This is a genomic window from Enterobacter sp. BIDMC 30 (assembly GCF_000534355.1).
Taxonomy (GTDB): Bacteria; Pseudomonadota; Gammaproteobacteria; order Enterobacterales; family Enterobacteriaceae; genus Enterobacter; species Enterobacter ludwigii.
In genome coordinates this window covers 3,664,082-3,688,121 of sequence record NZ_KI973169.1, presented here as the reverse complement: position 1 = coordinate 3,688,121, position 24,040 = coordinate 3,664,082, and the positions used below count along the sequence as shown (strand labels likewise).

The 24,040-nt window shown below is 52.8% G+C and carries 26 protein-coding genes; 9 read left to right on the top strand and 17 right to left on the bottom strand.

Annotation, left to right across the window (positions count from 1 at the left end):
• Positions 1 to 147: 147 nt before the first annotated feature.
• A complete protein-coding gene (locus L466_RS04995; RefSeq protein ID WP_032677673.1) occupies positions 148 to 1,047 on the bottom strand; it encodes a DNA-binding transcriptional repressor CitR in 900 nt (299 codons plus the stop codon).
• A 639-nt stretch (positions 1,048 to 1,686) separates the two neighbouring features.
• On the opposite strand from L466_RS04995, the gene ahpC reads away from it, so the two are divergent.
• Together ahpC and ahpF are read left to right on the top strand one after the other, a co-directional pair.
• Positions 1,687 to 2,250, top strand: coding sequence for an alkyl hydroperoxide reductase subunit C (gene ahpC, locus L466_RS05000; protein WP_008501015.1), 564 nt, complete (start codon positions 1,687 to 1,689; stop codon positions 2,248 to 2,250).
• Positions 2,251 to 2,425: 175 nt separating this feature from the next.
• Positions 2,426 to 3,991 carry an alkyl hydroperoxide reductase subunit F gene (gene ahpF / locus L466_RS05005; RefSeq protein WP_032681429.1) on the top strand — a complete coding sequence of 522 codons (1,566 nt, stop codon included), beginning with the start codon at positions 2,426 to 2,428 and terminating at the stop codon, positions 3,989 to 3,991.
• 53 nt (positions 3,992 to 4,044) lie between these two features.
• On the opposite strand, the gene uspG is transcribed toward ahpF, so the two are convergent.
• Positions 4,045 to 4,473, bottom strand: coding sequence for a universal stress protein UspG (gene uspG / locus L466_RS05010; protein ID WP_020885008.1), 429 nt, complete (start codon positions 4,471 to 4,473; stop codon positions 4,045 to 4,047).
• Positions 4,474 to 4,653: 180 nt separating this feature from the next.
• Between uspG and L466_RS05015 the strand changes: the two genes are divergently transcribed.
• Positions 4,654 to 5,892 carry a zinc-dependent alcohol dehydrogenase gene (locus L466_RS05015; protein WP_032681428.1) on the top strand — a complete coding sequence of 413 codons (1,239 nt, stop codon included), beginning with the start codon at positions 4,654 to 4,656 and terminating at the stop codon, positions 5,890 to 5,892.
• A 9-nt stretch (positions 5,893 to 5,901) separates the two neighbouring features.
• Here L466_RS05015 and yldA read toward each other — a convergent pair whose 3' ends face one another.
• Positions 5,902 to 5,991, bottom strand: coding sequence for a small membrane protein YldA (gene yldA, locus L466_RS24085; protein ID WP_271661446.1), 90 nt, complete (start codon positions 5,989 to 5,991; stop codon positions 5,902 to 5,904).
• 137 nt (positions 5,992 to 6,128) lie between these two features.
• Complete coding sequence (gene rnk / locus L466_RS05020) at positions 6,129 to 6,539, bottom strand: nucleoside diphosphate kinase regulator (RefSeq protein ID WP_014169101.1); 411 nt, start codon at positions 6,537 to 6,539, stop codon at positions 6,129 to 6,131.
• A 254-nt stretch (positions 6,540 to 6,793) separates the two neighbouring features.
• Between rnk and L466_RS05025 the strand changes: the two genes are divergently transcribed.
• Together L466_RS05025 and L466_RS05030 are read left to right on the top strand one after the other, a co-directional pair.
• Positions 6,794 to 7,624 (top strand): alpha/beta fold hydrolase, encoded by an 831-nt coding sequence (locus L466_RS05025; RefSeq protein ID WP_020885006.1) that lies wholly within the window; start codon positions 6,794 to 6,796, stop codon positions 7,622 to 7,624.
• A gap of 89 nt (positions 7,625 to 7,713) precedes the next feature.
• The gene (locus L466_RS05030; protein ID WP_025204679.1) at positions 7,714 to 8,331 is read left to right on the top strand and encodes a flavin reductase family protein; all 618 of its coding nucleotides are present in this window, start codon (positions 7,714 to 7,716) and stop codon (positions 8,329 to 8,331) included.
• On the opposite strand, the gene rna is transcribed toward L466_RS05030, so the two are convergent.
• Together rna and dcuC are read right to left on the bottom strand one after the other, a co-directional pair.
• Entirely contained in the window at positions 8,325 to 9,134 is an 810-nt protein-coding gene (gene rna / locus L466_RS05035) for a ribonuclease I (protein WP_020885004.1), read from the bottom strand. The genes L466_RS05030 and rna overlap by 7 nt on opposite strands.
• Positions 9,135 to 9,228: 94 nt before the next feature.
• A complete protein-coding gene (dcuC, locus tag L466_RS05040; RefSeq protein WP_020885003.1) occupies positions 9,229 to 10,596 on the bottom strand; it encodes an anaerobic C4-dicarboxylate transporter DcuC in 1,368 nt (455 codons plus the stop codon).
• A 495-nt stretch (positions 10,597 to 11,091) separates the two neighbouring features.
• On the opposite strand from dcuC, the gene pagP reads away from it, so the two are divergent.
• Both pagP and cspE read left to right on the top strand, forming a co-directional pair.
• Positions 11,092 to 11,709 (top strand): lipid IV(A) palmitoyltransferase PagP, encoded by a 618-nt coding sequence (pagP, locus tag L466_RS05045; protein ID WP_014169108.1) that lies wholly within the window; start codon positions 11,092 to 11,094, stop codon positions 11,707 to 11,709.
• 190 nt (positions 11,710 to 11,899) lie between these two features.
• Complete coding sequence (gene cspE / locus L466_RS05050; RefSeq protein WP_002439184.1) at positions 11,900 to 12,109, top strand: transcription antiterminator/RNA stability regulator CspE; 210 nt, start codon at positions 11,900 to 11,902, stop codon at positions 12,107 to 12,109.
• 220 nt (positions 12,110 to 12,329) lie between these two features.
• Here cspE and crcB read toward each other — a convergent pair whose 3' ends face one another.
• Complete coding sequence (gene crcB / locus L466_RS05055) at positions 12,330 to 12,713, bottom strand: fluoride efflux transporter CrcB (protein WP_014169110.1); 384 nt, start codon at positions 12,711 to 12,713, stop codon at positions 12,330 to 12,332.
• Between the two features lie 67 nt (positions 12,714 to 12,780).
• Here crcB and L466_RS05060 point away from each other — a divergent pair, with 67 nt between their 5' ends.
• Together L466_RS05060 and tatE are read left to right on the top strand one after the other, a co-directional pair.
• Positions 12,781 to 13,569 (top strand): deaminated glutathione amidase, encoded by a 789-nt coding sequence (locus L466_RS05060; RefSeq protein ID WP_032677679.1) that lies wholly within the window; start codon positions 12,781 to 12,783, stop codon positions 13,567 to 13,569.
• A gap of 126 nt (positions 13,570 to 13,695) precedes the next feature.
• Positions 13,696 to 13,899, top strand: a complete 204-nt coding sequence (gene tatE / locus L466_RS05065; protein WP_014169112.1) for a twin-arginine translocase subunit TatE — start codon at positions 13,696 to 13,698, stop codon at positions 13,897 to 13,899.
• An 81-nt stretch (positions 13,900 to 13,980) separates the two neighbouring features.
• Here the strand turns inward: tatE and lipA are convergent, their stop codons facing one another.
• From lipA to rsfS, 10 genes are all read right to left on the bottom strand, one after another.
• Positions 13,981 to 14,946, bottom strand: a complete 966-nt coding sequence (lipA, locus tag L466_RS05070) for a lipoyl synthase (protein WP_014169113.1) — start codon at positions 14,944 to 14,946, stop codon at positions 13,981 to 13,983.
• A gap of 207 nt (positions 14,947 to 15,153) precedes the next feature.
• The gene (locus L466_RS05075; RefSeq protein ID WP_020885001.1) at positions 15,154 to 16,107 is read right to left on the bottom strand and encodes a YbeF family transcriptional regulator; all 954 of its coding nucleotides are present in this window, start codon (positions 16,105 to 16,107) and stop codon (positions 15,154 to 15,156) included.
• Positions 16,108 to 16,398: 291 nt separating this feature from the next.
• Positions 16,399 to 17,040: a lipoyl(octanoyl) transferase LipB gene (gene lipB / locus L466_RS05080; protein ID WP_020885000.1), complete on the bottom strand. Its 642-nt coding sequence runs from the start codon at positions 17,038 to 17,040 to the stop codon at positions 16,399 to 16,401.
• Between the two features lie 95 nt (positions 17,041 to 17,135).
• Positions 17,136 to 17,399 (bottom strand): DUF493 family protein YbeD, encoded by a 264-nt coding sequence (gene ybeD / locus L466_RS05085; RefSeq protein WP_003858718.1) that lies wholly within the window; start codon positions 17,397 to 17,399, stop codon positions 17,136 to 17,138.
• Between the two features lie 105 nt (positions 17,400 to 17,504).
• Positions 17,505 to 18,716, bottom strand: a complete 1,212-nt coding sequence (dacA, locus tag L466_RS05090) for a D-alanyl-D-alanine carboxypeptidase DacA (protein ID WP_014169116.1) — start codon at positions 18,714 to 18,716, stop codon at positions 17,505 to 17,507.
• 139 nt (positions 18,717 to 18,855) lie between these two features.
• On the bottom strand, positions 18,856 to 19,968 hold the full coding sequence (rlpA, locus tag L466_RS05095; protein WP_032681427.1) for an endolytic peptidoglycan transglycosylase RlpA: 1,113 nt from the start codon (positions 19,966 to 19,968) through the stop codon (positions 18,856 to 18,858).
• 16 nt (positions 19,969 to 19,984) lie between these two features.
• Complete coding sequence (mrdB, locus tag L466_RS05100; protein WP_014169118.1) at positions 19,985 to 21,097, bottom strand: peptidoglycan glycosyltransferase MrdB; 1,113 nt, start codon at positions 21,095 to 21,097, stop codon at positions 19,985 to 19,987.
• Positions 21,098 to 21,099: 2 nt separating this feature from the next.
• Entirely contained in the window at positions 21,100 to 23,001 is a 1,902-nt protein-coding gene (gene mrdA, locus L466_RS05105; protein WP_014169119.1) for a peptidoglycan DD-transpeptidase MrdA, read from the bottom strand.
• A 28-nt stretch (positions 23,002 to 23,029) separates the two neighbouring features.
• On the bottom strand, positions 23,030 to 23,497 hold the full coding sequence (rlmH, locus tag L466_RS05110) for a 23S rRNA (pseudouridine(1915)-N(3))-methyltransferase RlmH (RefSeq protein WP_003858701.1): 468 nt from the start codon (positions 23,495 to 23,497) through the stop codon (positions 23,030 to 23,032).
• A 3-nt stretch (positions 23,498 to 23,500) separates the two neighbouring features.
• Positions 23,501 to 23,818, bottom strand: a complete 318-nt coding sequence (rsfS, locus tag L466_RS0122640) for a ribosome silencing factor (RefSeq protein WP_003858696.1) — start codon at positions 23,816 to 23,818, stop codon at positions 23,501 to 23,503.
• Positions 23,819 to 24,040: the final 222 nt, after the last annotated feature.

Sequence of the window (24,040 nt, the reverse complement as noted above, 5' to 3'; positions counted from 1 at the left end):
ATCCCTCTCGCGTTAGAATAACGGCGGTCTGCCCGTAATAAGTGAGAGTAATATCAGTCAACATAACGCGAAAGCGCGTTATAAAATATAAGTCAGGATTATGTATTAACAGAGAAAACGGGCTGTGAGCGACACAGCCCGTCGCTGTTATTTTTCTGTTACTTCGTTAATAAATTTCGCGAATGCCGTACTGTTCAATGCCGAACGATTATAAATCATAAAAATGTCAAGCGAGGGAAGGGTGAACGGTGCAGTGATTTTTTTGAGCCTTAGCACTTCACTGTATTTATCAAATAAAATTTCCGGTACGTAACCAATTAAATGAGAGGCGCTTATCATCGAAATAATAGTAAATACAGAGTCACAGCGAAAACCGATTGTCTTTTCCGCATGCACTTTTTCTGCCATCGATTGGTAGGTTTTAACGCCCGGCTCATCACTGAGGAATATCGTAAACTTCTCTTCCTGAAGCTCTTCCATGGTGGCCACCTCTTTCATCCGCGGATGATCCTGGCTGCAGACCAGCAGGACGGAATAAGATGCATATGGCACACAAATCATTGAACGGTTACTAACCGGGGCCATTGAGAAAATTAAGTCTGCCTTACGGTATGCCAGCAGATCTTCTGCGGAGTCAGCAGAGAGTAGCATGTCATGCAGTTCAATCTCGTAATTGTGCTCTCGCATCAATAATTTAAGCGGACCCAGCAGGTTTTCGGTGGTCAGAATTTGCGGGCTGTACACCACAAAATTCTTTTTTAGCGTTGAGCCATGCATGATGTTAATCGTCTGCTCAAGCTGGTTGAGGTTTTGCTCAAGATGATGGTGCAGGTTCACGCCTACCGTGGTGGGCGTAATCCCTTTCCCGGAACGAATGAACAGGGGATCGTTGAGCTGATTACGCAACCTTTGCAGCGACTGGCTGACCGCCGAGGGCGTAATATAAAGCGTTTCTGCTGCCTTGCTGATGCTTAAGTGCTGATAAATACACTCGAAAATTACCAGCAGATTAAGATCAAATTTTTTTAGATCGTAGAGATTAGCCATGTTTCATCCTGAGTGGACTGCGTTGCGTTAACACATCACTGATAACTATAGAAGGAAGTTAATCATTTACCATCCATGCAATTAACTTACTTAATTAGAGTTGTATGTTGACTTAATATATCACGATGGCAGATTTATAAAATAGAGCTTCAATGAATATTAAGATATTTTTATCTCTAAAACTGCGAGGCTGTTTGCATTAAAATAGTCTCAATTATATATAGACAAATAATTATCATTCATTTTTATTAATCCTCGCAGGCGCGTCTTCACTCCTGCGCGATAAACCGTGTTCGATGAAACCTATCACAGCCATAGATACGATTGGCGCTCATGTGCATTGCCCTCGCGCTGTGCGGGTGTTGTAATCAAGGCGCTGTTACGGCCTTGATATGAGGTTTGTAGAGCGCAACGCAACGCCAGCAATTGCTGGCACTGAAAGTTCCTGTGGAAAGTTCAGGTATCAGGGCCGCCCACCAGGGCGGCCTTTTTACTTTTGGCTTTTCGTTAATTCAGTTCATCACGTTGTCTTGTTCGGGTTGTTAGGTATGGCTGATTGATTTGATAAAGCAAACGCATTAGCCCACCCGGCGAAAGTTGGTTACCTTACATCTCAACGAAAACACGGAGGAAGTACAGATGTCTTTGATTAATACCAAAATTAAACCTTTCAAAAACCAGGCGTTCAAAAACGGTGAATTCATCGAAGTGACCGAGAAAGATACCGAAGGCCGCTGGAGCGTCTTCTTCTTCTATCCGGCTGACTTCACCTTCGTTTGCCCGACCGAACTGGGTGACGTTGCAGACCATTACGACGAACTGCAGAAGCTGGGCGTAGACGTTTACTCTGTTTCTACCGACACCCACTTCACCCACAAAGCATGGCACAGCAGCTCTGAAACCATCGCGAAAATCAAATATGCGATGATCGGTGACCCGACTGGCGCCCTGACCCGTAACTTCGACAACATGCGTGAAGATGAAGGCCTGGCTGACCGTGCTACCTTCGTTGTTGACCCGCAGGGCATTATCCAGGCAATCGAAGTTACCGCTGAAGGTATCGGCCGTGATGCTTCTGACCTGCTGCGTAAAGTGAAAGCGGCACAGTACGTTGCTTCTCACCCAGGTGAAGTTTGCCCGGCGAAATGGAAAGAAGGCGAAGCGACTCTGGCACCGTCTTTAGACCTGGTTGGCAAAATCTAAGTTTCCCGCCGTCTTTCGCGCAGTGCATCGCCTGCTCTGACGCGACAGGCTCCGGAAATGACAGTCGTAATGGGCGCGCCCGCGCCCATTTTATTCCAGCACCATGATGCAAGTTGCATTCAGGCCGCCCGAATAAGGCAGCTTGCATGATGACGTTTTTAGAGAGGGAAGAACAATGCTCGACACCAATATGAAAACCCAGCTCAAGGCCTACCTTGAGAAACTGACCAAACCTGTTGAGCTGATTGCCACGCTGGACGACAGCGCTAAATCGGCAGAGATCAAGGAACTGCTGGCAGAGATCGCCGAACTGTCACCGAACGTGACCTTCAAAGAAGATAACGGTCTGGCGGTGCGCAAGCCCTCCTTCCTGATCACCAATCCGGGTTCTGACCAGGGGCCGCGTTTTGCCGGTTCTCCACTGGGCCACGAATTCACCTCGCTGGTGCTGGCACTGCTGTGGACCGGTGGTCATCCGTCAAAAGAGGCGCAGGCGCTGCTCGAGCAGATCCGCGATATTGACGGCGATTTTGAGTTTGAAACCTATTACTCGCTCTCCTGCCATAACTGCCCGGACGTGGTGCAGGCGCTGAACCTGATGTCGGTGCTGAACCCGCGCATTAAGCACACGGCGATTGACGGCGGTACGTTCCAGAACGAAATCACCGATCGTAACGTCATGGGCGTTCCGGCGGTCTTTATGAACGGTCAGGAGTTTGGCCAGGGCCGTATGACGCTGACCGAAATCGTTGCCAAAGTGGACACGGGTGCCGAAAAACGTGCGGCAGAAGCGCTGAACAAACGTGATGCGTATGATGTTCTGATTGTCGGCTCCGGCCCGGCGGGCGCGGCGGCGGCGGTTTACTCCGCCCGTAAAGGCATTCGTACCGGCCTGATGGGCGAACGCTTCGGTGGCCAGGTGCTCGACACCGTGGATATCGAAAACTACATCTCTGTGCCGAAGACCGAAGGCCAGAAACTGGCTGGCGCACTGAAGGCGCACGTCAGCGATTATGAAGTGGATGTGATCGACAGCCAGAGCGCCAGCAAGCTGGTTCCGGCCGCGGTTGAAGGGGGATTACACCAGATTGAAACCGCCTCCGGCGCGGTGCTGAAAGCGCGCAGCATTATTATTGCCACCGGCGCCAAATGGCGCAACATGAACGTTCCGGGTGAAGATCAGTATCGCACCAAAGGCGTCACCTACTGCCCGCACTGCGACGGCCCGCTGTTTAAAGGTAAACGCGTGGCGGTGATCGGCGGCGGTAACTCCGGTGTGGAAGCGGCGATTGACCTGGCGGGTATCGTTGAACACGTCACCCTGCTGGAGTTCGCCCCAGAGATGAAAGCGGACCAGGTGCTGCAGGACAAAGTGCGTAGCCTGAAAAACGTCGATATCGTGCTGAATGCGCAGACCACGGAAGTGAAAGGTGACGGCAGCAAAGTGACCGGTCTGGAATACCGCGACCGCGTGAGCGGTGACGTGCATAGCGTGGCGCTGGCGGGGATCTTCGTACAGATTGGTCTGTTGCCAAACACCACCTGGCTGGACGGCGCGATTGAGCGCAACCGCATGGGCGAAATTATTATCGATGCGAAATGCGAAACCAGCGTGAAAGGGGTGTTCGCGGCAGGGGACTGCACCACGGTTCCGTACAAACAGATCATCATTGCCACCGGTGAAGGGGCGAAAGCGTCTCTGAGCTCGTTCGATTATCTGATTCGCACCAAAACGGCATAAAAAGAAAGCAAGACTACACCTGCAACAGGCCACCGAAAGGTGGCCTCTTTTTTTTACCTGACGACCATCACCGGAATGTGGGTGTGGCGGATCACGCTCGACGCGTTAGAGCCCAGCAGGTGGGTGGTAATGGAAGGATTACGGGAACCGATCACCACGACGTCTGCTTTCAGTTCATTGGCCAGTTCATTAACGGCATCCCGCACGCTGCCGAACCTGACGTGAGTTTTGATACGTGAAGGGTCGATGCTGAAATGCCCGACCATGGTTTGTAGACGATTTTCAGCTTCGTGCTGAAGATGCTCTTCGAAGCGACGTACATCGGCGGCAAAGCGGTGCAGACTCAGGCTGGCGGAACCCGGTAACACGTGTAAAAGATGAATGATCCCGTCCTGCTGCGCCAGGAACTCCGCGTGGCGTACGGCCTTGTCGCTCAGCTCCATCTCGAAAACATCAACCGGCATAATGATTGTCTGATACATACCCGTTTCTCCTTGTTTATAAACGCTGAATTCATTCAACCACAAAATATGAATGGTTTCTGTAAGCGCGGCGCCACTTTTTGATCTCGCCAGGAAAAATCTCAAAAGATCCGTCATCACGGGCAAGTCTTCTGGGGTAGCTACCCTTTATACACTGTCCTGGATCCTTTCGGAGGTTGCATGAAAGCACTCACGTATCACGGCCCACATCATGTTCGCGTCGAGAATGTCCCCGATCCCATCATTGAACAGCCAGACGATATTATTCTGCGGGTCACGGCTACGGCGATTTGCGGGTCCGATCTGCATCTCTATCGCGGCAAAATCCCGAAGGTGCAACACGGCGATATTTTTGGTCATGAATTTATGGGGGAAATCGTTGAGTGTGGCAGGGAGGTGAAGAATTTACAGAAGGGCGATCGCGTGGTTATCCCGTTTGTGATTGCCTGCGGTGACTGTTTCTTCTGCCGTCTGCAGCAGTACGCGGCCTGCGAGACGACCAACGCCGGGCAGGGCGCCGCGCTGAACAAAAAGCAGATTCCCGCGCCGGCCGCGCTGTTTGGCTATAGCCATCTCTACGGCGGCGTGCCGGGAGGCCAGGCGGAATATGTTCGCGTACCGAAGGGGAACGTTGGGCCGTTCAAGGTGCCGCCGCTGTTGTCCGATGACAAAGCGCTGTTCCTGTCAGATATTTTACCCACCGCCTGGCAGGCGGCAAAAAATGCGCAGATCGAAAAAGGATCGAGCGTGGCCGTGTTCGGCGCCGGGCCGGTGGGGTTGCTGACCATTGCCTGCGCGCGACTGCTCGGGGCGGAACAGATCTTCGTCATTGACCACCACCCGTATCGCCTGCGATTCGCTCAGGCGCGCTACGGCGCAATCCCTGTCAACTTTGATGATGAGAACGATGCCGCCGAAAAAATCATTGAGCAAACTGCCGGCCAGCGTGGTGTCGATGCGGTGATTGATGCCGTCGGGTTCGAAGCCAAAGGCAGCACCACGGAAACAATCCTCAGCAACCTTAAAATTGAAGGCAGCAGCGGCAAAGCGTTGCGTCAGTGTATCGCGGCTGTCCGGCGCGGCGGCGTTGTCAGCGTCCCTGGCGTTTACGCCGGGTTTATTCACGGCTTCCTGTTTGGCGATGCCTTCGATAAAGGGCTGAGTTTCAGGATGGGGCAGACACACGTCCACGCCTGGCTGGGCGAGTTGCTGCCGCTTATCGAAAAAGGGCTGCTTACGCCGGAGGAGATTGTGACCCACTATCTGCCGCTGGCGGATGCGGAACGCGCCTACAAGATTTTCGAAAAACGGGAGGAGGAGTGCCGCAAGGTCATTCTGGTGCCGGGGGCGGAAACGCCTGACGCGGCGGCACAGCAGGTGAAAGGCCTGGTCAATGCTTTCCCGGGTGGGGTGGTGTGAGATTATCGCTTACCGATGACGCTCAAGATAAAGCACCGCCATGACGATGATCGCCAGAATAATGAGAAAAATAAGTGTGATAACCACTATCTCACTCATGACCGTCCCCGCGGCACCCAAACAGATTAAGCGTGGGTTAAGGGGTTTTCGGGCGATATAGGATAATCGGGTGAATTTGCGGAAAGAGGATGCGGGTGCATCCTCTGTGCAACGCGGGAGCGTTTGTTCAGATGGGGTTAACGCAGGTAGTCGCCCGCGGCTTCTGGCTGGTAGAGCAGCTCCAGCACTTCCAGATGCGCCGCGGCACCGCCTGGCAACGCCCAGTTGATGGTGTCTCCCGTACGCAGACCAAGAAGCGCGGCACCCACAGGGGCAAGGACCGAAAGCTGTGCACTGCTGTCGGTCATCTGCGCCGGGTAGACCAGCGTTCGGGTCAGCTCTTCACCGGTGGCCAGGTTACGGAATTTAACCCGGCTGTTCATGGTGACCACGTCGTGAGGCATGGATTCAGGCGTGCACATCTGCGCCCGGTCAAGCTCTTCATTCAGGGCGTCAGCCACCGGAAGCGAAGCGAATTCTGCTTTTTCCAGCAGTCTGTCAATACGTTCTGCGTCAAGCTCATTGATGATGATGGTGGGTCTGGACATTTTTTACTCCATGTCGTTAATGCTGCGTGTAACGCAGAAACCAATCCAAAAGAAAACCCTCGCCGTCTGGCAGCGAGGGTTTAACTCTTCTGATGATACTGGCTGAGCGCACAACTTTGAAGTGATACAGGTCACATTCATGGGTCATATGAATTTTCGGTGAAAAACGTGCTCCCTTGCCAATTTGCATTATTCTTTTTAAGCGCCCCCTGCGGGCGACTATCCGCATTCAGTGTTTCTTCTCAGGAGATCTCATGAGCGATTACGACAAAATTACGTTGAAAGACGGCAGTTATTTATATTTTAAAGACTGGGGAAGCGGGCAACCCGTGGTGTTTAGCCACGGCTGGCCGCTGACGGCGGATGCCTTTGAAGACCAAATGTTATACCTGGGATCAAAAGGATTTCGCGTAATTGCACATGACCGCCGCGGACATGGCCGCTCAGCGCAGCCGTGGGATGGGCACAATATGGATCAGTATGCCGACGACCTGGCTGAGCTGACGGCGCGTCTGAATCTGAAAGACGCTGTTCACGTGGGGCATTCAACCGGCGGTGGCGAAGTGGCGCGCTATATTGGTCGCCACGGTACGGATCGCGTGGCGAAAGCGGTACTTATTGGTGCCGTGACACCGATTATGATCAAAACCGATTTCAACCCGAACGGTGTGCCGAAAGAGGTGTTTGATGGTATTCGGGAAGGCGTGATTAACGATCGCGCAGCTTTCTTCTATGCGCTGACCGAGGCGTTTTATGGCTATAACCGCCCGGGGGCAAAAGAGTCCAAAGCGGTGCGGGAGAGCTTCGTTGAGCAGGGGCTTCAGGGGTCGATCAAGGCGCTGTATGACTGCGTAAAAGCGTTCTCTGAAACCGATCTGCGTGAAGATCTGAAAAAGATGACTATCCCGACGCTGGTGATCCACGGCGACGACGACCAGATAGTCCCGATCGAGACCTGTGGTCGGGTGGCCGCAGAGATCCTGCCGAACGCTGAACTGAAGGTCTATGCCGGGGGTTCTCACGGCATATGCACCACGCATAAGCACCAGATCAATGACGATTTGCTGAAATTTATTCAGTCTTAATTCCTTGCGGATTGCGTTACGCTGAGTGTCCTGATCCAGGGTACTGAGCGAAACGCAATTCGTGTCTGCCCCACCATTAAGAGAGCACTATGTATTTCTATCAACCTTCTCTGGGACACGGCCTGCCGCATGACCCACTGAACGCGATTATTGGCCCACGCCCGATTGGCTGGATCTCCTCGTGCGACAACGCCGGTCAGCTGAATCTCGCGCCGTATAGCTTCTTTAATTGCTTTAACTATCGTCCGCCCATCATCGGTTTTTCCAGCAACGGCTGGAAAGACAGCGTGCGTAATATTACCGAAACCGGCGAGTTTGTCTGGAACCTGGCGACGCGCGATCTGGCTGAAGCGATGAATGCGACCTCGGCGATGCTTCCCCACGATGAGAATGAATTTACCTTTGCGGGGTTAACGCCAGCGGCCAGCCAGCTGGTGAACGCCCCGCGGGTGGCAGAAAGTCCGGTTAACTTTGAGTGTCGCCTGTCGCAGTGTATTCAGCTTACCGGGGCCGACGGCACACCGGTTGATACCTGGCTGGTGCTCGGCGAAGTGGTGGGTATTCACATCGCCGAAACGTTGCTGGAAGAGGGGATTTATCAGACGGCGAAAGCGCAGCCCATCCTGCGTGCGGGTGGGCCGACGGCTTACTATGGCATCAGTGACGAGCACCGGTTTGACATGACCCGACCAATCGTCAATCAGTGACCGGCTTTATCAATGACGAATTGTTTTCCGCAGTTACCCGGATGTGGCTGCGGAGCAAATGAGGTCGCAGAAAGCGGGTTATTAATGGTGTCTGCCTTAAGTGAGATCTGCATTTCGGTCAGGTAGGACGGGTTGCCATTACAGGTAAGTTTGAACGCTTTGACATTCTCCTTGCCCCAGCCCTTGGCCACGGCGCTGTCAAAATCGCTGCGGCTTACGGTTTTTCCATAGTTATCGGCGAGGAACTTGCCGACCGCGCTGTTTTTTATCTCCTGGTTCATGCGCACCATCGTGCCGAAATACGCGTCAGGATCAAAACCAAAGCACACGCCGTGTTTGGCATATTCGTAGCGTTCCAGGCAGGAGTTACCGCCAGCACCTGGCATAACGCTGTTCAGCTTCGCAGCACCTGATAGCGACAGTCCGGTTTCGGCTGCAGCGCATTTGCGGCTGGCCTTCACCTCCGGCATGTTCGGGATTGGACGGGTCGCGCAGCCAAAACGCATCCAGCGGCGTTCATCCACCCCCCGAGCGGCAACAGATTTTGGCAGCCCCGGCCATAATCCGTGCACGGTCAGAAAATCGGTTTTGTTATCACTCTCTTTTTGTAAACGGCACTCTTCGGGCTCGTTGCGGTTACGGTCGGCCATGCTCTGGCAGAACCCGGTTTGCCAGGAAAGAGCCAGAACGTAGCGATCGAAATCGCCATACTGCGTTGCCTTGAGTGGGTCGGCCTGTGCGGAGAATACACAGAGTGCCAGCGCGATTGCGCCAGACGGAATAACGATATCCTTCCTGAACATGTGATTTCCTGATCGAATGAGCATGAATAATTTCTGGAAATTATTAAAGCACAAAAAGCGCCCGCAGGCGCTTTCTGGATATCAGGAATTTAGCTTAAGCTGCGCCGGGTACCAGCACCTGCGTAGCAATAATCACGATAATCAGCCCCACAATCACGGGGACGGAGGTGCGTTTGATCACTTCAAAAGGCGAGATTTTTGCCATCCCGGCAACGGCTACAACCACACCCGATACCGGCGAAATGGTGCGACCGAGGTTTGACGCCTGCAGCATGGGGATGGAGAGATAGGCCGGGTTAATGCCTGAGGAGTGAGCCAGTTTCGGGATCATCTCAACAAAGGCGTAGAACGGCGCGTTACCTGAACCGGTGGTCATGGCGGCCAGCATGGTCAGCACCACCAGAACCAGCATCAGGATAATACTGGCCGAGCCGAACGAGGTGGCGATGGAAATCAGGCTCTGAATAAAGCCGATGGTGCTCAGGCCCTGAGCGAAGACGCCTGCTGCAACCAGCAGCATAACGACCCCTGCAAACGCATCCGCCATACCGCGATAGGCCACTTCCAGACCCGAGAAGACTTTCTGCGTGTTAAACCCACGCACAAACTCCAGCAGGGCGGCCAGCAGCATGCAGATCACCAGAATGGTGATGATGTGCAGCTGCGGGCCCCATTTACCGTCAAAAATAAGCACGCCAATAATAGGTGTGAACGGCAGAATGGCATAAAACGCTGGCGCGGTGGTGGTGATTTCACTCACGTCCAGCATCTCGTGGCTGATGTTCTCTTTCTTATCGAGATAACGCTGCCAGAAGAAGTGTGCGATGCCCATGCCGACAATGGCGACGATAGAAATGGGCAGCGTGGTTTTGAACGCAAAGTCGATAAGCGACATCTCAGCGGCTTTGGCTGCGAGCACGACATCACCGGAGGTGGGGGAAAGAATAATGGCGGCTGGCGAGGCGCAAATCGCGGCGGCCGCGCCGCGGCTGATACCGACGTTAACCATAATCGGGAACAGGGTAGCCATTAACAGTACGCCCAGACCGGTGGCGGACGACACGGCGAGAGACATCAGGCAGGCAAGGAAATAGGCCGCGACCATCAGCAGATAGGGGGAGTTAATGTACTGCAGCGGTTTGGAGGCCAGTTTAACCACCATATCATTCGCGCCGATATGGGTCATGTACGCCGCAAAACCGCACAGCATCATGATCATCATACCCAGGTCGCCACCGCGGCTCATGAGCAGGATTTTAATGTATTCAACAATGTCAGTGGCGGTGTAGCCCGTACTGTCTGCGCTGGCCGGTAACACCTGATGGCCCATGATGGCGCTGATAATGAGCAGGGTTAGCCCGCCGACAAATAACACCCCTGTGGCCGAGTAACCTTTAATGATGTAGCGCGCTACACCGACAATGACGACGACTCCGATAAGGAGCTCGATAAACGTAAGCATGGTTTCCCCTGTATCCTTGCTGCCCGAGAGCACAAATAATCAATAAAAAAGAAGGATGAAATGTGCCGAATTAATGTTCTGTCCTTGCTGATTAAAATCAATAAACAGACTACTAAAGAAGATATTAACGGTATTTTTGCCATAGCCCCGGCATTTATCTCATGCGCATATTGACCGGTATAGATATCACTATATGTCAATTAAATGATAATGGGTTGTTAAATATTTTGTGGGTTTAAATTCGCCGCAGAAAGAAAAGGCAAAAACCCTTTGGGAACTGGGTTTTTAATGGCTGCCGGCAGCCCTCCGGGACGGGCCCTGGAGACCGTCATTGCTGGCGTTGGTTGGGTTATCCAGCGTATTAAAGCCTAATAAAGGCTTACTTTTGTTGTGCTTATTATGGCGTGAAGGTATGTTCCTCTCAGAATATTCCCAGGAAGAAGCTGATTAATTAGGAATAACGCTGATGCTGTTAAGCTTTGATTAAACTATTTTATGGTAAACTTTGCCTCGAATACTAAGAATGGTAATTGCATTGTGATTGTACGTAATAAATTTTTCCTCATTTTGTTGTTTATTTTTGGGCAGTTAGCATTGTCGTCTGTTGCACACGCCGAGAGCAATGCAACCGATAAAGGCTGGTTCTCCACCTTCACTGATAATGTGTCGCAGACCTGGACTGCGCCAGAGCATTATGACCTGTATGTTCCGGCAATAACGTGGCATGCGCGTTTTGCCTATGACAAAGAAAAGACTGACAAATATAACGAGCGCCCGTGGGGGGCTGGTTTTGGTCAGTCGCGTTGGGACGAAAAAGGGAACTGGCATGGCATCTATCTGATGGCCTTTAAAGATTCCTTTAACAAATGGGAACCGATCGGGGGTTATGGCTGGGAGAAAACCTGGCGTCCGTTAGCCGATGAAAACTTCCATGTGGGGCTGGGCTACACCGCCGGTGTGACCGCACGCGACAACTGGAACTACATTCCGATTCCGGTGCTGCTGCCTCTGGCCTCTATCGGCTATGGTCCGGCAACGTTCCAGATGACCTATATCCCGGGGACATACAACAACGGTAACGTTTACTTCGCCTGGATGCGTTTTCAGTTTTAACTGAAAAAACGTCACGTACTGGTGAAAAAGTGTGCAGTCGTTGATTCCGTTGAGATAAAAAACCGTCAGCAGAAATTAACGCGACTTTAGTCACTTTTTATCAAAGAACCGCTGGACAAAAGGTCCCACAATTGATGTACTGGTACCCGACACAGCATTTGTGTCGTTTTTTAATGTAAAGGTAATTTTGATGTCTAAGATTAAAGGTAACGTTAAGTGGTTTAATGAGTCCAAAGGATTCGGTTTCATTACTCCTGAAGATGGCAGCAAAGACGTGTTCGTACACTTCTCTGCAATCCAGTCTAATGGTTTCAAAACTCTGGCTGAAGGTCAGCGTGTAGAGTTCGAAATCACTAACGGTGCCAAAGGCCCTTCTGCTGCTAACGTAATCGCTCTGTAATTCAGACGCGTCAGCAAGAATTTCAAAACCCGCTCACTGAGCGGGTTTTTTTTCGCGTTGAATCAGCTAAGCAGATACATTTTGAGGAAGCTGGCAACGATCAGCACGCTCAACAACACCACACCTGCGCTCATCAGGTTCTGTTTCATTCTGTCACCCTCGTTCAGTATTGCGTTCAGAGTGACAGAGAAAAATTAAGCCAACATTAACGCAGCGTCTGTTAGTGCGTCGTGGCGGAGGAAAATAGCCAGAATGCGATCCCCGTCATCGCAAAGGAGCCGAGCATATTAATCGCAATGTTCATCAGCGCCCAGCCGACACGCCCTTCCTGAAACAGGAAAACCACTTCCGCCGAGAACGTTGAGAAGGTGGTTAAACCGCCGCAAAAGCCGGTGGTAATCAATAGCTTCCACACGGGATCGATATGCGTCATACGGTTAAACCAGGCCAGCCCCACGCCAATAATGAAAGCACCTATCAGGTTAGCCGCCAGCGTACCCATTGGAATAGCCTGATGCAGGGGATTAAAACGCATACTCAAAAACCACCGCGCAACGCTACCCGTACCCCCACCAATAAAAACGGCTAAAAGTAGTTGTAACACTGTAAATACCTGCTATTTGATGTGTAAGAGTGGCGAGTTTAACGCGGTTTTTGCTGAGGGGACAAATATGTATGTTGCGGTAGGACAGTTTGCGGTTACGCCTGACTGGCAAGAGAATGCAGATAAATGTGTCTCTCTGATGAGGCAGGCCCGCCTGAAAGAAGCTTCCTTGCTGGTGCTGCCGGAGGCGCTGCTGGCAAGAGATGACAACGACCCGGACCTGTCGGTGAAGTCTGCCCAGCCCCTGGACGGCGGATTTTTACAGCACCTGCTGGCGGAAAGTGCGGGCAATGGTTTGACCACCCTCTTTACGGTGCATGTCCCCTCGACGGCAGGACGAGCGGTAAATACGCTCGTGGCCATCCGTGACGGCGCGATCGTTGCGCGCTATGCCAAACTCCATCTTTATGATGCCTTCAGCATTCAGGAATCGCGGCGGGTGGATCCGGGAGACAGCATCCCACCGCTGCTTGATGTCGATGGCTTTAAGATTGGGTTGATGACCTGCTACGACCTGCGTTTTCCTGAGCTGGCACTTACGCTCGCGTTAAAGGGGGCTGACGTGCTGGTTGTGCCTGCCGCGTGGGTCAAGGGGCCGCTTAAAGAGCATCACTGGGCAACGCTCCTTACAGCGCGTGCGCTGGATACTACCTGTTATGTTGTGGCCTCGGGGGAGTGCGGCAATAAGAACATTGGGCAGAGCAGGGTGGTGGATCCGCTGGGTGTTACGATAGCCGCTGCGGCGGAGGCCCCGGTTTTGCTGATGACAGAGTTACAGCGGGAGAGGATTACGCTTGCACGGCAGCAATTACCGGTTCTTCGCAACCGTCGGTTTGCGCCACCGCAATTATTGTGATGTTTTTTTCAACAATGCTTGATTCACCTTGTTACAGATTGCTATTGTGTGCACGCGTCAAATGACCGTTAATACAATCAGGTTTTTGGCGCTGAATGCAGCCTGGTTTATGTAAAGAAGGTATCTATGGGTGAGATTAGTATTACCAAACTGCTGGTGGTTGCCGCACTGGTCGTCCTGCTGTTTGGTACCAAGAAGTTACGCACGCTGGGTGGTGACCTGGGTGCCGCCATCAAAGGCTTTAAGAAAGCAATGAACGACGATGATGCGGCTGCGAAGAAAAGCGCCGAGGGTGACATCCCGGCAGAGAAGCTTTCTCACAAAGAGTAACGGCAATGCCTGAGGGCTTGCGAAAAAAAACCGGCTCAAGAGGCCGGTTTTTTTGTATTACTGTAAGTGAATATTACAGTCTTATTTCACTTCTTCGCCTTTTGCCTGCATATCGGCATGGTAAGAGGAGCGAACAAATGGGCCGCAGGCTGCGTGGGTAAAGCCCATCGCCATCGCTTCGGCTTTCATCTCATCAAACTCATCCGGGCTCACGTAGCGCTGCACGGGCAGGTGGTGGCGGCTTGGCTGCAGATACTGTCCCAGCGTCAGCATGGTCACACCGTGGCGGCGCAGATCGCGCATCACTTCGATGATCTCAGCATTCGTTTCACCGAGACCAACCATCAGGCCTGACTTGGTGGGAATATGGGGATGCGCTTCTTTAAAACGCTCCAGCAGCTTCAGAGACCAGTTATAGTCCGCACCAGGACGTACCTGACGGTAGAGACGTGGCACGTTCTCCAGGTTGTGGTTAAACACGTCTGGTGGCGTTGCGGTCAGGATGTCCAGCGCGCGATCCATACGGCCGCGGAAGTCTGGAACCAGCGTCTCAATTTTGATGTTCGGGCTTTTCTCGCGAATAGCGGTAATGCAGTCAGCGAAGTGCTGAGCACCGCCATCACGCAGATCGTCACGGTCAACGGAGGTAATAACGACATAACGCAGCGCCATATCGGCGATGGTCTGTGCCAGTTTCTGAGGTTCGTTGGCGTCGGGCGCTACCGGGCGGCCATGAGCCACATCGCAGAACGGGCAGCGGCGGGTACAGATGGCACCCAGAATCATAAACGTCGCGGTACCGTGATTGAAACATTCAGCAAGGTTCGGGCAAGAGGCTTCTTCACAGACGGAGTGAAGGCCGTTCTTGCGCATCGCCGCTTTGATCCCCTGGATACGCGAAGAGTCAGCCGGAAGTTTGATTTTCATCCATTCCGGTTTTCTTAACAGCGCTTCGCGCTCTGTAGCCACGTTTTTAACCGGGATAAGGGCCATTTTATCGGCATCGCGGTATTTAACACCGCGTTCCATCACAATGGGTTTACTCATAGCGTGCGTGTTCCAGTTGCGAATATCGAAGGAAAGCGTTTCTATTCAAGGGAATGTTGTATTTATCAACTATTTTTGAACGAACGACAGGCAGTATATCATTGAAACGGTCGGTAAAGCAGCCTGCCAGGTCGCCAATTTGTAAAATAGTTGTTGTTTTGTGCGTTTTGCCCGGCAGGGGACAGGGGCTTGTGCTGTATCAACCAGTCAGAAGGCCTGGCGGATGACGCGGATAACGTTTTCCAGCACCGGATCGCGCAAGCTGAGTTTGTTGTAATGCAGTGAAATCTCGATAGATTCCGCATTGAGCTGGTTGAGAGGAATGCTCTCCAGCGGCCAACATTTACGCAACAAGGTATACAGACGCGAAGGCATGATGCAGAGCATGTCGCTGCTGCCAATCAGGGAGGCAGTGGTGAACATATTGTAACTACTGAAGCTGATCTGGCGTTCCGGGAATATCTCATCGATTCGCTGACGCAGCGCATGGTTGGACTGTCCTTCGGTCATGAAAGACGAATGATCGTAGTTGCGCAGATTTTCAATGGTCAACGGCCCGCTCAGGGCGGGATGCTGCTGGCGGCACACCAGCACCAGGTTATCCGCATACAGGACATGTTGTCCGAGCGCTCGGGCGCTAAAGCTGCCGCTTTCTATAATCAGGTCGGTCTGAAACTGAGCAAGCTGAATATCAGGCTCGTTGAGCGGCACATTTCGCAGCAGGAGCTGGGGAACATGCTCTTTTATCGCCTGAAAAATAGCGGGCATCACCAGCACGCCGACAGACGGGGTGCAGCCGATAGTGATGGTTCTCTGTTTGTCATAGCTGCCGGTTAAATCCAGCGCACCCAGAATCGACTCCAGCCCCTGGCTGATGTACTCATGCAGATGGGTGGCGTAGGCCGTCGGCGTAACCCCCTGGCCCTTACGAATAAATAACGGGTCGGGAAATATAGCGCGCAGTTTTTGAATTGACTGGCTTATTGCTGAAGGCGTGAGATTAAGAATTTTCGCAGCATTAACGATACCCTTATGGACATATACTGCCTCAAAAATAGTCAACAAATTGAGATCAATATTACGTAAAGTCCGAAAAATTTGTGGCTTGTCCTCACCACCTGGGTCATTCAGTCGTTTGGCTGGTAAATTATTATACTCCACGCTTTCACTCCGTATACATTCACATTATGAATGATAGTTGAATTTATTTATTATGCTTGTAGAGATTCGTAAAGTGTTGGTTTTGTTTCACTTGTTTATCAAAAACAAACAGTTGTGTGATTATCACGCAAGTTACTTACGCCCTGTATGCAGTTCTGGCTGGAGGCTAAATAATATGTAGCGGTAATATTCGGGCGCTTCGAAAATATAGAATAAGCGGATTATTGTAAAGCGTAAAAGCGGTAAATAAACAGTGGCCCGTCAAATAATCGAGCCATGATGCATGATATATTAAGCAGTGATATATTCGTAAGATGGATTGTTAAGTAGGGCTAAAACGTTCTTCAAAAGCACAGGACGAATATTCTCGGGCGTTGCGCTTTCAACCCACTGGCGCATTTGCGTCATCTCCATTCCGGCGTAGCCGCAGGGGTTTATGCGCTGGAAGGGGGTAAGATCCATATTAATATTCAGTGCCAGCCCGTGGAAGGAGCAGCCCTTGCGGATACGCAGCCCCAGTGAGCAAATCTTACTTTCTCCTACATAGACGCCCGGCGCATCGGCACGCGGATGGGCTTCAATACCGTATTCCGCCAGCGTGTTAACCACGGTTTGTTCCAGCAGGGTAACCAGTTCGCGAACGCCGAGCTTTCTGCGCTTCAGGTTCAGCAGAACGTACATCACCTGCTGCCCGGGCCCATGGTATGTGACCTGCCCACCGCGATCGCTTTGGATTACCGGGATATCTCCCGTCATCAATAAATGTTCCGCTTTTCCCGCCTGTCCCTGTGTAAATACCGGCAGGTGTTCGACCAGCCAGATCTCATCAGGGGTGGTGTCATCGCGTGAATCGGTGAAATCATGCATGGCCTGGGAGACAGGCTCGTAAGGTTGCAGCCCGAGATGACGGACAAGAATTTTATCCTGATACAAAAGGACGTCTCCGAAGACGAGGGACAAAAGGTGAGGGAGAGTATATCACAAGCGGGGAGGCGGGTTACCCGGCAAACCGGGTAACCGCAGAGGGACTACAGCACCATACGAACAATTTCGATATTGCCGAGCTCTTCGTACAGCGTCTCAACCTGCTCAATGTGGGTTGCGGTAATGGTAATGGATACCGAGTGGTAGTTGCCCTTGCTGCTTGGTTTTACTGACGGAGAGTAGTCACCCGGCGCATGGCGCTGTACCACTTCAACCACCTGATCAACCAGCTCAGGTTTCGCCAGACCCATTACTTTGTAGGTAAACGGGGTAGGGAATTCAAGCAGTTCGTTAAGTTTGGTTTTCATGTCAGCTCCGGCGTAACGTCAAAAAGAATAACTCCCACGACAGGTGGGAGTTATCAGGATATCTAGTATATGGGGATCAAAATCACACTTTCAAGTGTTCAATTTTTAGCCAAACCAGTGATGGAACATCAATTTAATGTAATCAATGATTTTGCCGAAGAAATTGCCTTCCGGGATTTCTTGCAGAACAACCAGCGGACGCTGATCGATGGTTTTACCATCCAGCTGGAAGTTGATGGTGCCCACCACCTGGTTTTTCTGCAGTGGCGCGTGCAGCTCAGTGGTGTTCAGTACGTAGCTGGCTTTCAGATCTTTCATGCGACCACGAGGAATGGTCAGGTACAGATCTTTATCCACGCCAAGGGAAGCACGGTCGTTATCACCGAACCAGACTGGCTCAGAAGCAAACTCTTTACCGGCTTTCAGCGGGTTCACGGTTTCGAAGAAACGGAAGCCCCAGGTCAGCAGTTTCTTGCTTTCCGTCTCACGACCTTTGAAGGTACGACCGCCCATCACGGCAGAGATCAGACGCATCTGGCCTTCGGTGGCAGAAGCAACCAGGTTGTAGCCAGCTTTATCGGTATGGCCAGTTTTGATGCCGTCAACGTTCAGGCTGTTATCCCACAGCAGGCCGTTACGGTTGGTCTGACGGATACCGTTGAAGGTGAACTCTTTCTCTTTATAGATGGAGTATTCGTTCGGCACGTCACGGATCAGCGCCTGACCAATCAACGCCATATCACGTGCGGAGCTGTACTGACCATCTGCGTCCAGACCATGTACGGTCTGGAAATGGCTGTTCTTCAGACCCAGCGCGGTGACGTAGCTGTTCATCAGACCGACGAAGGCATCCTGGCTTCCCGCGGCGAAATCGGCCATTGCCACGCACGCATCGTTACCGGATTGCAGGTTAATACCACGGATCAGCTGAGAAACAGGAACCTGCATGCCCGGTTTCAGGAACATCAATGATGAACCTTTAAATACCGGGTTGCCGGTTGCCCACGCATCGTTACCGATGGTGACCAGATCCGTTTCTTTGAACTTCCCTGCTTTCATGGCCTGGCCGATAACGTAGCTGGTCATCATTTTGGTCAGGCTGGCCGGATCGCGGCGGGCGTCGGCATTCTGTTCAGCCAGCACTTTGCCAGAGTTGTAGTCGATCAGGATATACGATTCCGCGTCGATTTGCGGAACGCCAGGGATCATGGTCTTGATATTCAGGTCATCGGCGTGAGCTGCAGAGAGAGCAGTTGCGCAAAGGGCCGTGGTCAGCGCCATGCGCTGCACAAAACGAGCAGAAAAAGTGGTCTTCATGGTCAGAACAACGACATCCGTGATGGAATTAAAAAAAGTGCCTTACTATAGCAAATGCTATTCAGGCAGGCATCCGACTTTAAGCATGAGTTTGTGAATGTGTTTTACACAAATTGACACTTTGGATGCCGCCAGTTCATTATTTCGCTACAGCGATAAATGATTGTAGTTGGGCTTCATTTTGCAGGCGCTGCTGCAGAGACGCTGCCTGCGATTTGCTGGCAAACGGCCCCATCTGAATACGCCATACTGCGCCGTTTTGCGCAACGCGTCCCGGAACACCAAACTGCTGGCTCAGACGCTGTTGATACTGCTGCGCACGGGCCTGATCGCTTACCGCCCCAACCTGAACCACAAAGCCGCCACTGGCCGCCGCTGGAGCCGCAACCGGTGTGCTTTGCGCCGTCGCCGGAGCCGTTACGGGCGCAGGTTGTGTGGCAGGAGCGGCAACAGGAGCCGGTGCTGGCGTTGGTTCGCTGCCTTCCAGCACGCCGGTGGCTAACGTAGTCGGCGCGCCAAGGAAGCCGCTACTCTTTACCGGCGCACCCGTCGTGTCTTCGCTCTGCAGCGTATCATTGCTGATTGGGCGCACTTCTCCTGCTGGCTGAGAAGACTCTGCCGGAGAAGAGACGCTTCCCATGCCGCCGTCCAGGTTCGGGCGGTCAGGAAGGGCGTAAGTCTGTTTCGCCACCGTCGTACACGCGGTACCTGGCCCGGAGAGGGAGCCATCCTGCGCCACGATAATCGGGTCAATACGGACTTTGGTATTGTTCGAGGTGTTCAGGCGGTCTGCAGCCGCGCGTGACAGGGAGATCACCCGGTCGTTACCGTAGGGACCACGATCGTTAATGCGTACCACGATCATACGACCATTCGCCAGGTTGGTGATACGGGCGTAGCTCGGGACAGGCAGGGTCGGGTGAGCCGCCGTCAGTTGCATCGGATCGAACGCTTCGCCGGTCGCCGTCAGGTTGCTGCCTGGCTCGGCATCATAAATGGCGGCAAAGCCAGCCTGGCTAAAGCGGGAGGGATCCTGAACAATTTTGTAGCTTTTGCCGTCGCGCTCGTAATCCTGATTCGCGCTGGCATTGAGCGGTTCATAAACGGGATCGGCACCGCTGATTTCAACGATCGGGCCATTACAAACCGCAGGCTGCGGCGGCGCGACGGTTGCCTGTTGCTGACCATCATCACTTGTGCAGGCCGCAAGTAAACTTGCCGCAATGCAGATCCCCAGCCACTGCTTACGCATTCCGATCCCCTTATTTTTATACGCTTTTTGACAACATTTTTCTGTGGGTATGGATCGACATCACGATACCAAACCCGGCCATCAACACGATCAGTGCCGAGCCTCCGTAGCTCACCAGCGGGAGCGGGACGCCAACAACCGGCAGAATACCACTCACCATACCAATATTTACGAAGACATAAACGAATAAAATCAGCATCAACCCGCCTGCCATCACGCGGCCAAAGGTGGTTTGCGCACGTGCGGCGATCCACAGCCCTCGCATGATCAACAGCACATACAGCGCCAGCAGAATCAGGATGCCAACCAGGCCCAGCTCTTCCGCCAGAACCGCAAAGATAAAGTCGGTGTGGCGTTCCGGTAAGAACTCCAGCTGGGACTGGGTGCCGTGCAGCCAGCCTTTACCGCGCAGGCCGCCGGAACCGATCGCAATCTTGGACTGAATAATATGATAGCCCGCACCCAGCGGATCGGTTTCCGGATCGAGCAGCATCATGACGCGTTGTCGCTGGTAATCATGCATCAGGAAGAACCAGAGAATCGGGATGAACGCTGCCACCAGCACGACTGCAATGCCAATCAGACGCCAGCTTAAACCCGACAGGAACAGGACAAACAGGCCGGAGAGGGCGATAAGAATCGAAGTGCCGAGGTCAGGCTGCGCCGCAACCAGTAGCGTCGGCAGGAAAATCAGCACCAGCGCAATGGCGGTATTTTTCAGCGAAGGCGGGCAGACGTCACGGTTAATAAAACGCGCCACCATCAAGGGAACCGCTATTTTGGCTATTTCAGAGGGCTGGAAGCGGACAACGCCCAGATCCAGCCAGCGCTGCGCGCCTTTAGAGATGGCCCCAAAGGCATCTACCGCAACCAGCAGCACAATACAGAATATGTACAGATACGGCGCCCAGCCTTCATAGACCCGCGGCGGGATCTGCGCCATGACCACCATAATGACCAGACCCATCGCGATCTGGCCGATTTTGCGCTCCATCATGCCGATGTCCTGGCCGCTGGCGCTCCAGATAACCAGGGCGCTGTAAACCAGCAGAGCCAGCAGGATCAGCAGCATGGCTGGGTCGATGTGGATTTTATCCCACAGCGATTTTTTATTTGGATTATCCGTCATGATTATTGGTCCTCCGCCGCAGCGGCGGCCGGGTTTTCAGCCGGCAGTTCGGTGTTGTTATCACCCAGCATAATGTGGTCGAGGATCTGGCGCATGATGGTCCCTACGGCCGGACCTGCGCCGCCGTTTTCCAGAATCATCGCCACCGCAACCTGCGGGTTATCATAAGGGGCAAAGGCCGTCATCAGCTTATGGTCACGCAGACGTTCAGCAATGCGGTGCGCGTTATAGGTTTCATTGGCTTTCAGACCGAAGACCTGGGCAGTACCGGATTTGGCGGCCACTTTATACGGTGTGCCGGCGAAATACTTATGTGCGGTCCCGTTCGGGCGGTTCGCCACGCCGTACATACCGTCTTTGGCAATTTCCCAGTAACCGGAATGAATGTCACCCACCGGGGCTTCATGCGGCTGGATCCACGGCACTTTTTTGCCGTCTTCAACCGTACTTTGCAGCAGGTGCGGAACTTTCACTACGCCATCGTTGATGAGGATCATCATCGCTTTGTTCATCTGAATCGGGGTCGCCGTCCAGTAGCCCTGACCGATACCCACCGGAATGGTATCACCCTGATACCACGGCTTCTTAAAGCGCTTCAGCTTCCACTCACGGGTTGGCATGTTACCGGAACGTTCTTCTGAAAGGTCAACGCCGGTGTAATGTCCGTAACCGAATTTGCTCATCCACTCTGACAGGCGGTCAATGCCCATGTCATACGCAACCTGGTAGAAGAAGGTATCCGCAGACTCTTCCAGCGATTTGGTGACGTTGAGGTGACCATGACCCCATTTTTTCCAGTCGCGATAGCGTTTTTCAGAGCCTGGTAATTGCCACCAGCCCGGATCAAACAGACTGGTATTGCGGTTGATGACGCCCGCGCTCAGCGCAGAGACCGCCACGTACGGTTTTACCGTTGACGCTGGCGGGTAAACCCCTTGTGTGGCGCGGTTCACCAGCGGTGTATTCGGGTCATTGAGCAGACCGGAATAGTCTTTGCTGGAGATACCATCGACAAAGAGGTTCGGGTCGTAGCTTGGCATGGACACCATCGCCAGAATGCCGCCGGAACGCGGATCGGTGACGACAACGGCAGCACGGCTGCCCGCCAGTAAGGTTTCAATATACTGCTGCAGCTTGAGGTCGAGCGTCAGGTAGACGTCATGCCCCGCCTGCGGTGGCACTTCTTTGAGCTGGCGAATGACGCGGCCACGGTTGTTAACTTCAACCTCTTCATAGCCGGTCTGCCCGTGCAGGACATCTTCGTAGTAGCGTTCGATCCCCAGCTTACCGATATCATGCGTCGCCGCGTAGTTCGCCAGTTTGCCGTCTTTATCGAGGCGTTCAACGTCTTTATCGTTGATCTTGGAAACGTAACCAATGACATGCGTCAGCGCGGAACCGTAAGGGTAGTAGCGACGCTTGTAACCTTTCACTTCCACGCCGGGAAAACGATACTGGTTCACGGCAAAGCGGGCCACCTGGACTTCCGTCAGGTTCGTTTTAACCGGGATTGAGGTGAAACGGTGGGAGCGGGCACGCTCTTTTTTGAACGCGGCGATATCATCGTCGGTCAGATCGACAACGCCTTTTAGCGCTTCAAGCGTATCCTGCACATTATCGACTTTTTCCGGCATCATTTCGATTTGATAAATGGTGCGGTTTAACGCCAGCGGAGTGCCGTTACGGTCGTAGATAATGCCGCGGCTGGGCGCGATGGGCACCAGCTTGATACGGTTTTCGTTTGAACGCGTCTGATAATCGGTAAAGCGGACAATTTGCAGATTATAGAGGTTGGCGATCAGCACGCCGGTAAGCAGCAAAATCCCCGTAAAGGCGACCAGCGCCCGGCGCACAAACAGCGCGGACTCAGCCGTATAGTCGCGAAAAGAATTCTGTAGTTTCATCCGCTGCTTAATCTACCCTGGTCAGTCACTACTCGCGGTGATATGGGTGGTTGGTAGTAATGCTCCACGCGCGATACAGGCTTTCTGCCACCAGTACCCGAACGAGCGGGTGGGGAAGCGTCAGCGCGGAGAGAGACCAACTTTGTTCTGCCGCCGCTTTGCAGGCAGGAGATAACCCTTCAGGCCCGCCAATCAACAGACTGACGTCACGACCATCCTGCTTCCAGCGCTCCAGTTCGTGCGCCAGCTGCGGCGTATCCCAGGGTTTACCTGGAATATCGAGGGTGACGATGCGGTTTTTGCCTGCGGCAGCCAGCATCAGCTCTCCCTCTTTATCGAGAATACGTTTGATATCGGCGTTCTTGCCGCGTTTCCCGGCGGGAATTTCCACCAGTTCGAACGGCATGTCTTTTGGAAAACGACGCAGATATTCAGTAAAACCGGTTTGTACCCAGTCCGGCATTTTGGTGCCGACGGCGACCAGTTGCAACTTCACGCATTAACCCCAGAGTTTTTCCAGCTCATACAGGCGACGACTCTCTTCCTGCATGACATGGACAATCACATCGCCGAGATCGACAACCACCCAGTCAGCGGTCGCTTCACCTTCAACGCCAAGCGGTAACAGGCCTGCTGCACGCGATTCCTGAACAACGTGGTCGGCAATCGAAACAACATGACGCGTTGAAGTACCGGTGCAGATAATCATGCAGTCGGTGATGCTGGATTTACCCTTAACGTCGATAGCGATGATGTCCTGACCTTTCAGGTCATCAATTTTGTCGATAACAAAATCCTGGAGTGCTTTACCCTGCAAGTTTTCCCCCTGGGGTGAATGAGATTGTATAACTATGAATTCGTGGCCAGACAGTATACCTGAACTGACGCCAGTGTCGGGACAAATGTCTCCGGCCGGGCTTTTGAAGGCGGGTATCATCCCACCCTCCGCCTGAGATTGCATCGCCATTTTTGTAAAACAATTTCTGTAAAGCAATGATCGGCGGGAAAGTCTGGCAGCGGAGGATAACAGTATGGCTTA

Excerpts from the sequence above, each read along its gene's own strand:
- ybeD (WP_003858718.1), bottom strand. The coding sequence starts at position 17,399 with ATGAAAACCAAACTTAACGAACTGCTTGAATTCCCTACCCCGTTTACC.
- L466_RS05025 (WP_020885006.1), top strand. The coding sequence starts at position 6,794 with ATGAGCGATTACGACAAAATTACGTTGAAAGACGGCAGTTATTTATAT.
- ahpF (WP_032681429.1), top strand. The coding sequence starts at position 2,426 with ATGCTCGACACCAATATGAAAACCCAGCTCAAGGCCTACCTTGAGAAA.
- rlpA (WP_032681427.1), bottom strand. The coding sequence starts at position 19,968 with ATGCGTAAGCAGTGGCTGGGGATCTGCATTGCGGCAAGTTTACTTGCG.
- pagP (WP_014169108.1), top strand. The coding sequence starts at position 11,092 with ATGGTAAACTTTGCCTCGAATACTAAGAATGGTAATTGCATTGTGATT.
- mrdB (WP_014169118.1), bottom strand. The coding sequence starts at position 21,097 with ATGACGGATAATCCAAATAAAAAATCGCTGTGGGATAAAATCCACATC.
- ahpC (WP_008501015.1), top strand. The coding sequence starts at position 1,687 with ATGTCTTTGATTAATACCAAAATTAAACCTTTCAAAAACCAGGCGTTC.
- rnk (WP_014169101.1), bottom strand. The coding sequence starts at position 6,539 with ATGTCCAGACCCACCATCATCATCAATGAGCTTGACGCAGAACGTATT.
- lipA (WP_014169113.1), bottom strand. The coding sequence starts at position 14,946 with ATGAGTAAACCCATTGTGATGGAACGCGGTGTTAAATACCGCGATGCC.
- L466_RS04995 (WP_032677673.1), bottom strand. The coding sequence starts at position 1,047 with ATGGCTAATCTCTACGATCTAAAAAAATTTGATCTTAATCTGCTGGTA.
- yldA (WP_271661446.1), bottom strand. The coding sequence starts at position 5,991 with ATGAGTGAGATAGTGGTTATCACACTTATTTTTCTCATTATTCTGGCG.
- rna (WP_020885004.1), bottom strand. The coding sequence starts at position 9,134 with ATGTTCAGGAAGGATATCGTTATTCCGTCTGGCGCAATCGCGCTGGCA.
- tatE (WP_014169112.1), top strand. The coding sequence starts at position 13,696 with ATGGGTGAGATTAGTATTACCAAACTGCTGGTGGTTGCCGCACTGGTC.
- cspE (WP_002439184.1), top strand. The coding sequence starts at position 11,900 with ATGTCTAAGATTAAAGGTAACGTTAAGTGGTTTAATGAGTCCAAAGGA.
- L466_RS05030 (WP_025204679.1), top strand. The coding sequence starts at position 7,714 with ATGTATTTCTATCAACCTTCTCTGGGACACGGCCTGCCGCATGACCCA.
- dacA (WP_014169116.1), bottom strand. The coding sequence starts at position 18,716 with ATGAAGACCACTTTTTCTGCTCGTTTTGTGCAGCGCATGGCGCTGACC.
- uspG (WP_020885008.1), bottom strand. The coding sequence starts at position 4,473 with ATGTATCAGACAATCATTATGCCGGTTGATGTTTTCGAGATGGAGCTG.
- dcuC (WP_020885003.1), bottom strand. The coding sequence starts at position 10,596 with ATGCTTACGTTTATCGAGCTCCTTATCGGAGTCGTCGTCATTGTCGGT.
- L466_RS05060 (WP_032677679.1), top strand. The coding sequence starts at position 12,781 with ATGTATGTTGCGGTAGGACAGTTTGCGGTTACGCCTGACTGGCAAGAG.
- L466_RS05015 (WP_032681428.1), top strand. The coding sequence starts at position 4,654 with ATGAAAGCACTCACGTATCACGGCCCACATCATGTTCGCGTCGAGAAT.
- mrdA (WP_014169119.1), bottom strand. The coding sequence starts at position 23,001 with ATGAAACTACAGAATTCTTTTCGCGACTATACGGCTGAGTCCGCGCTG.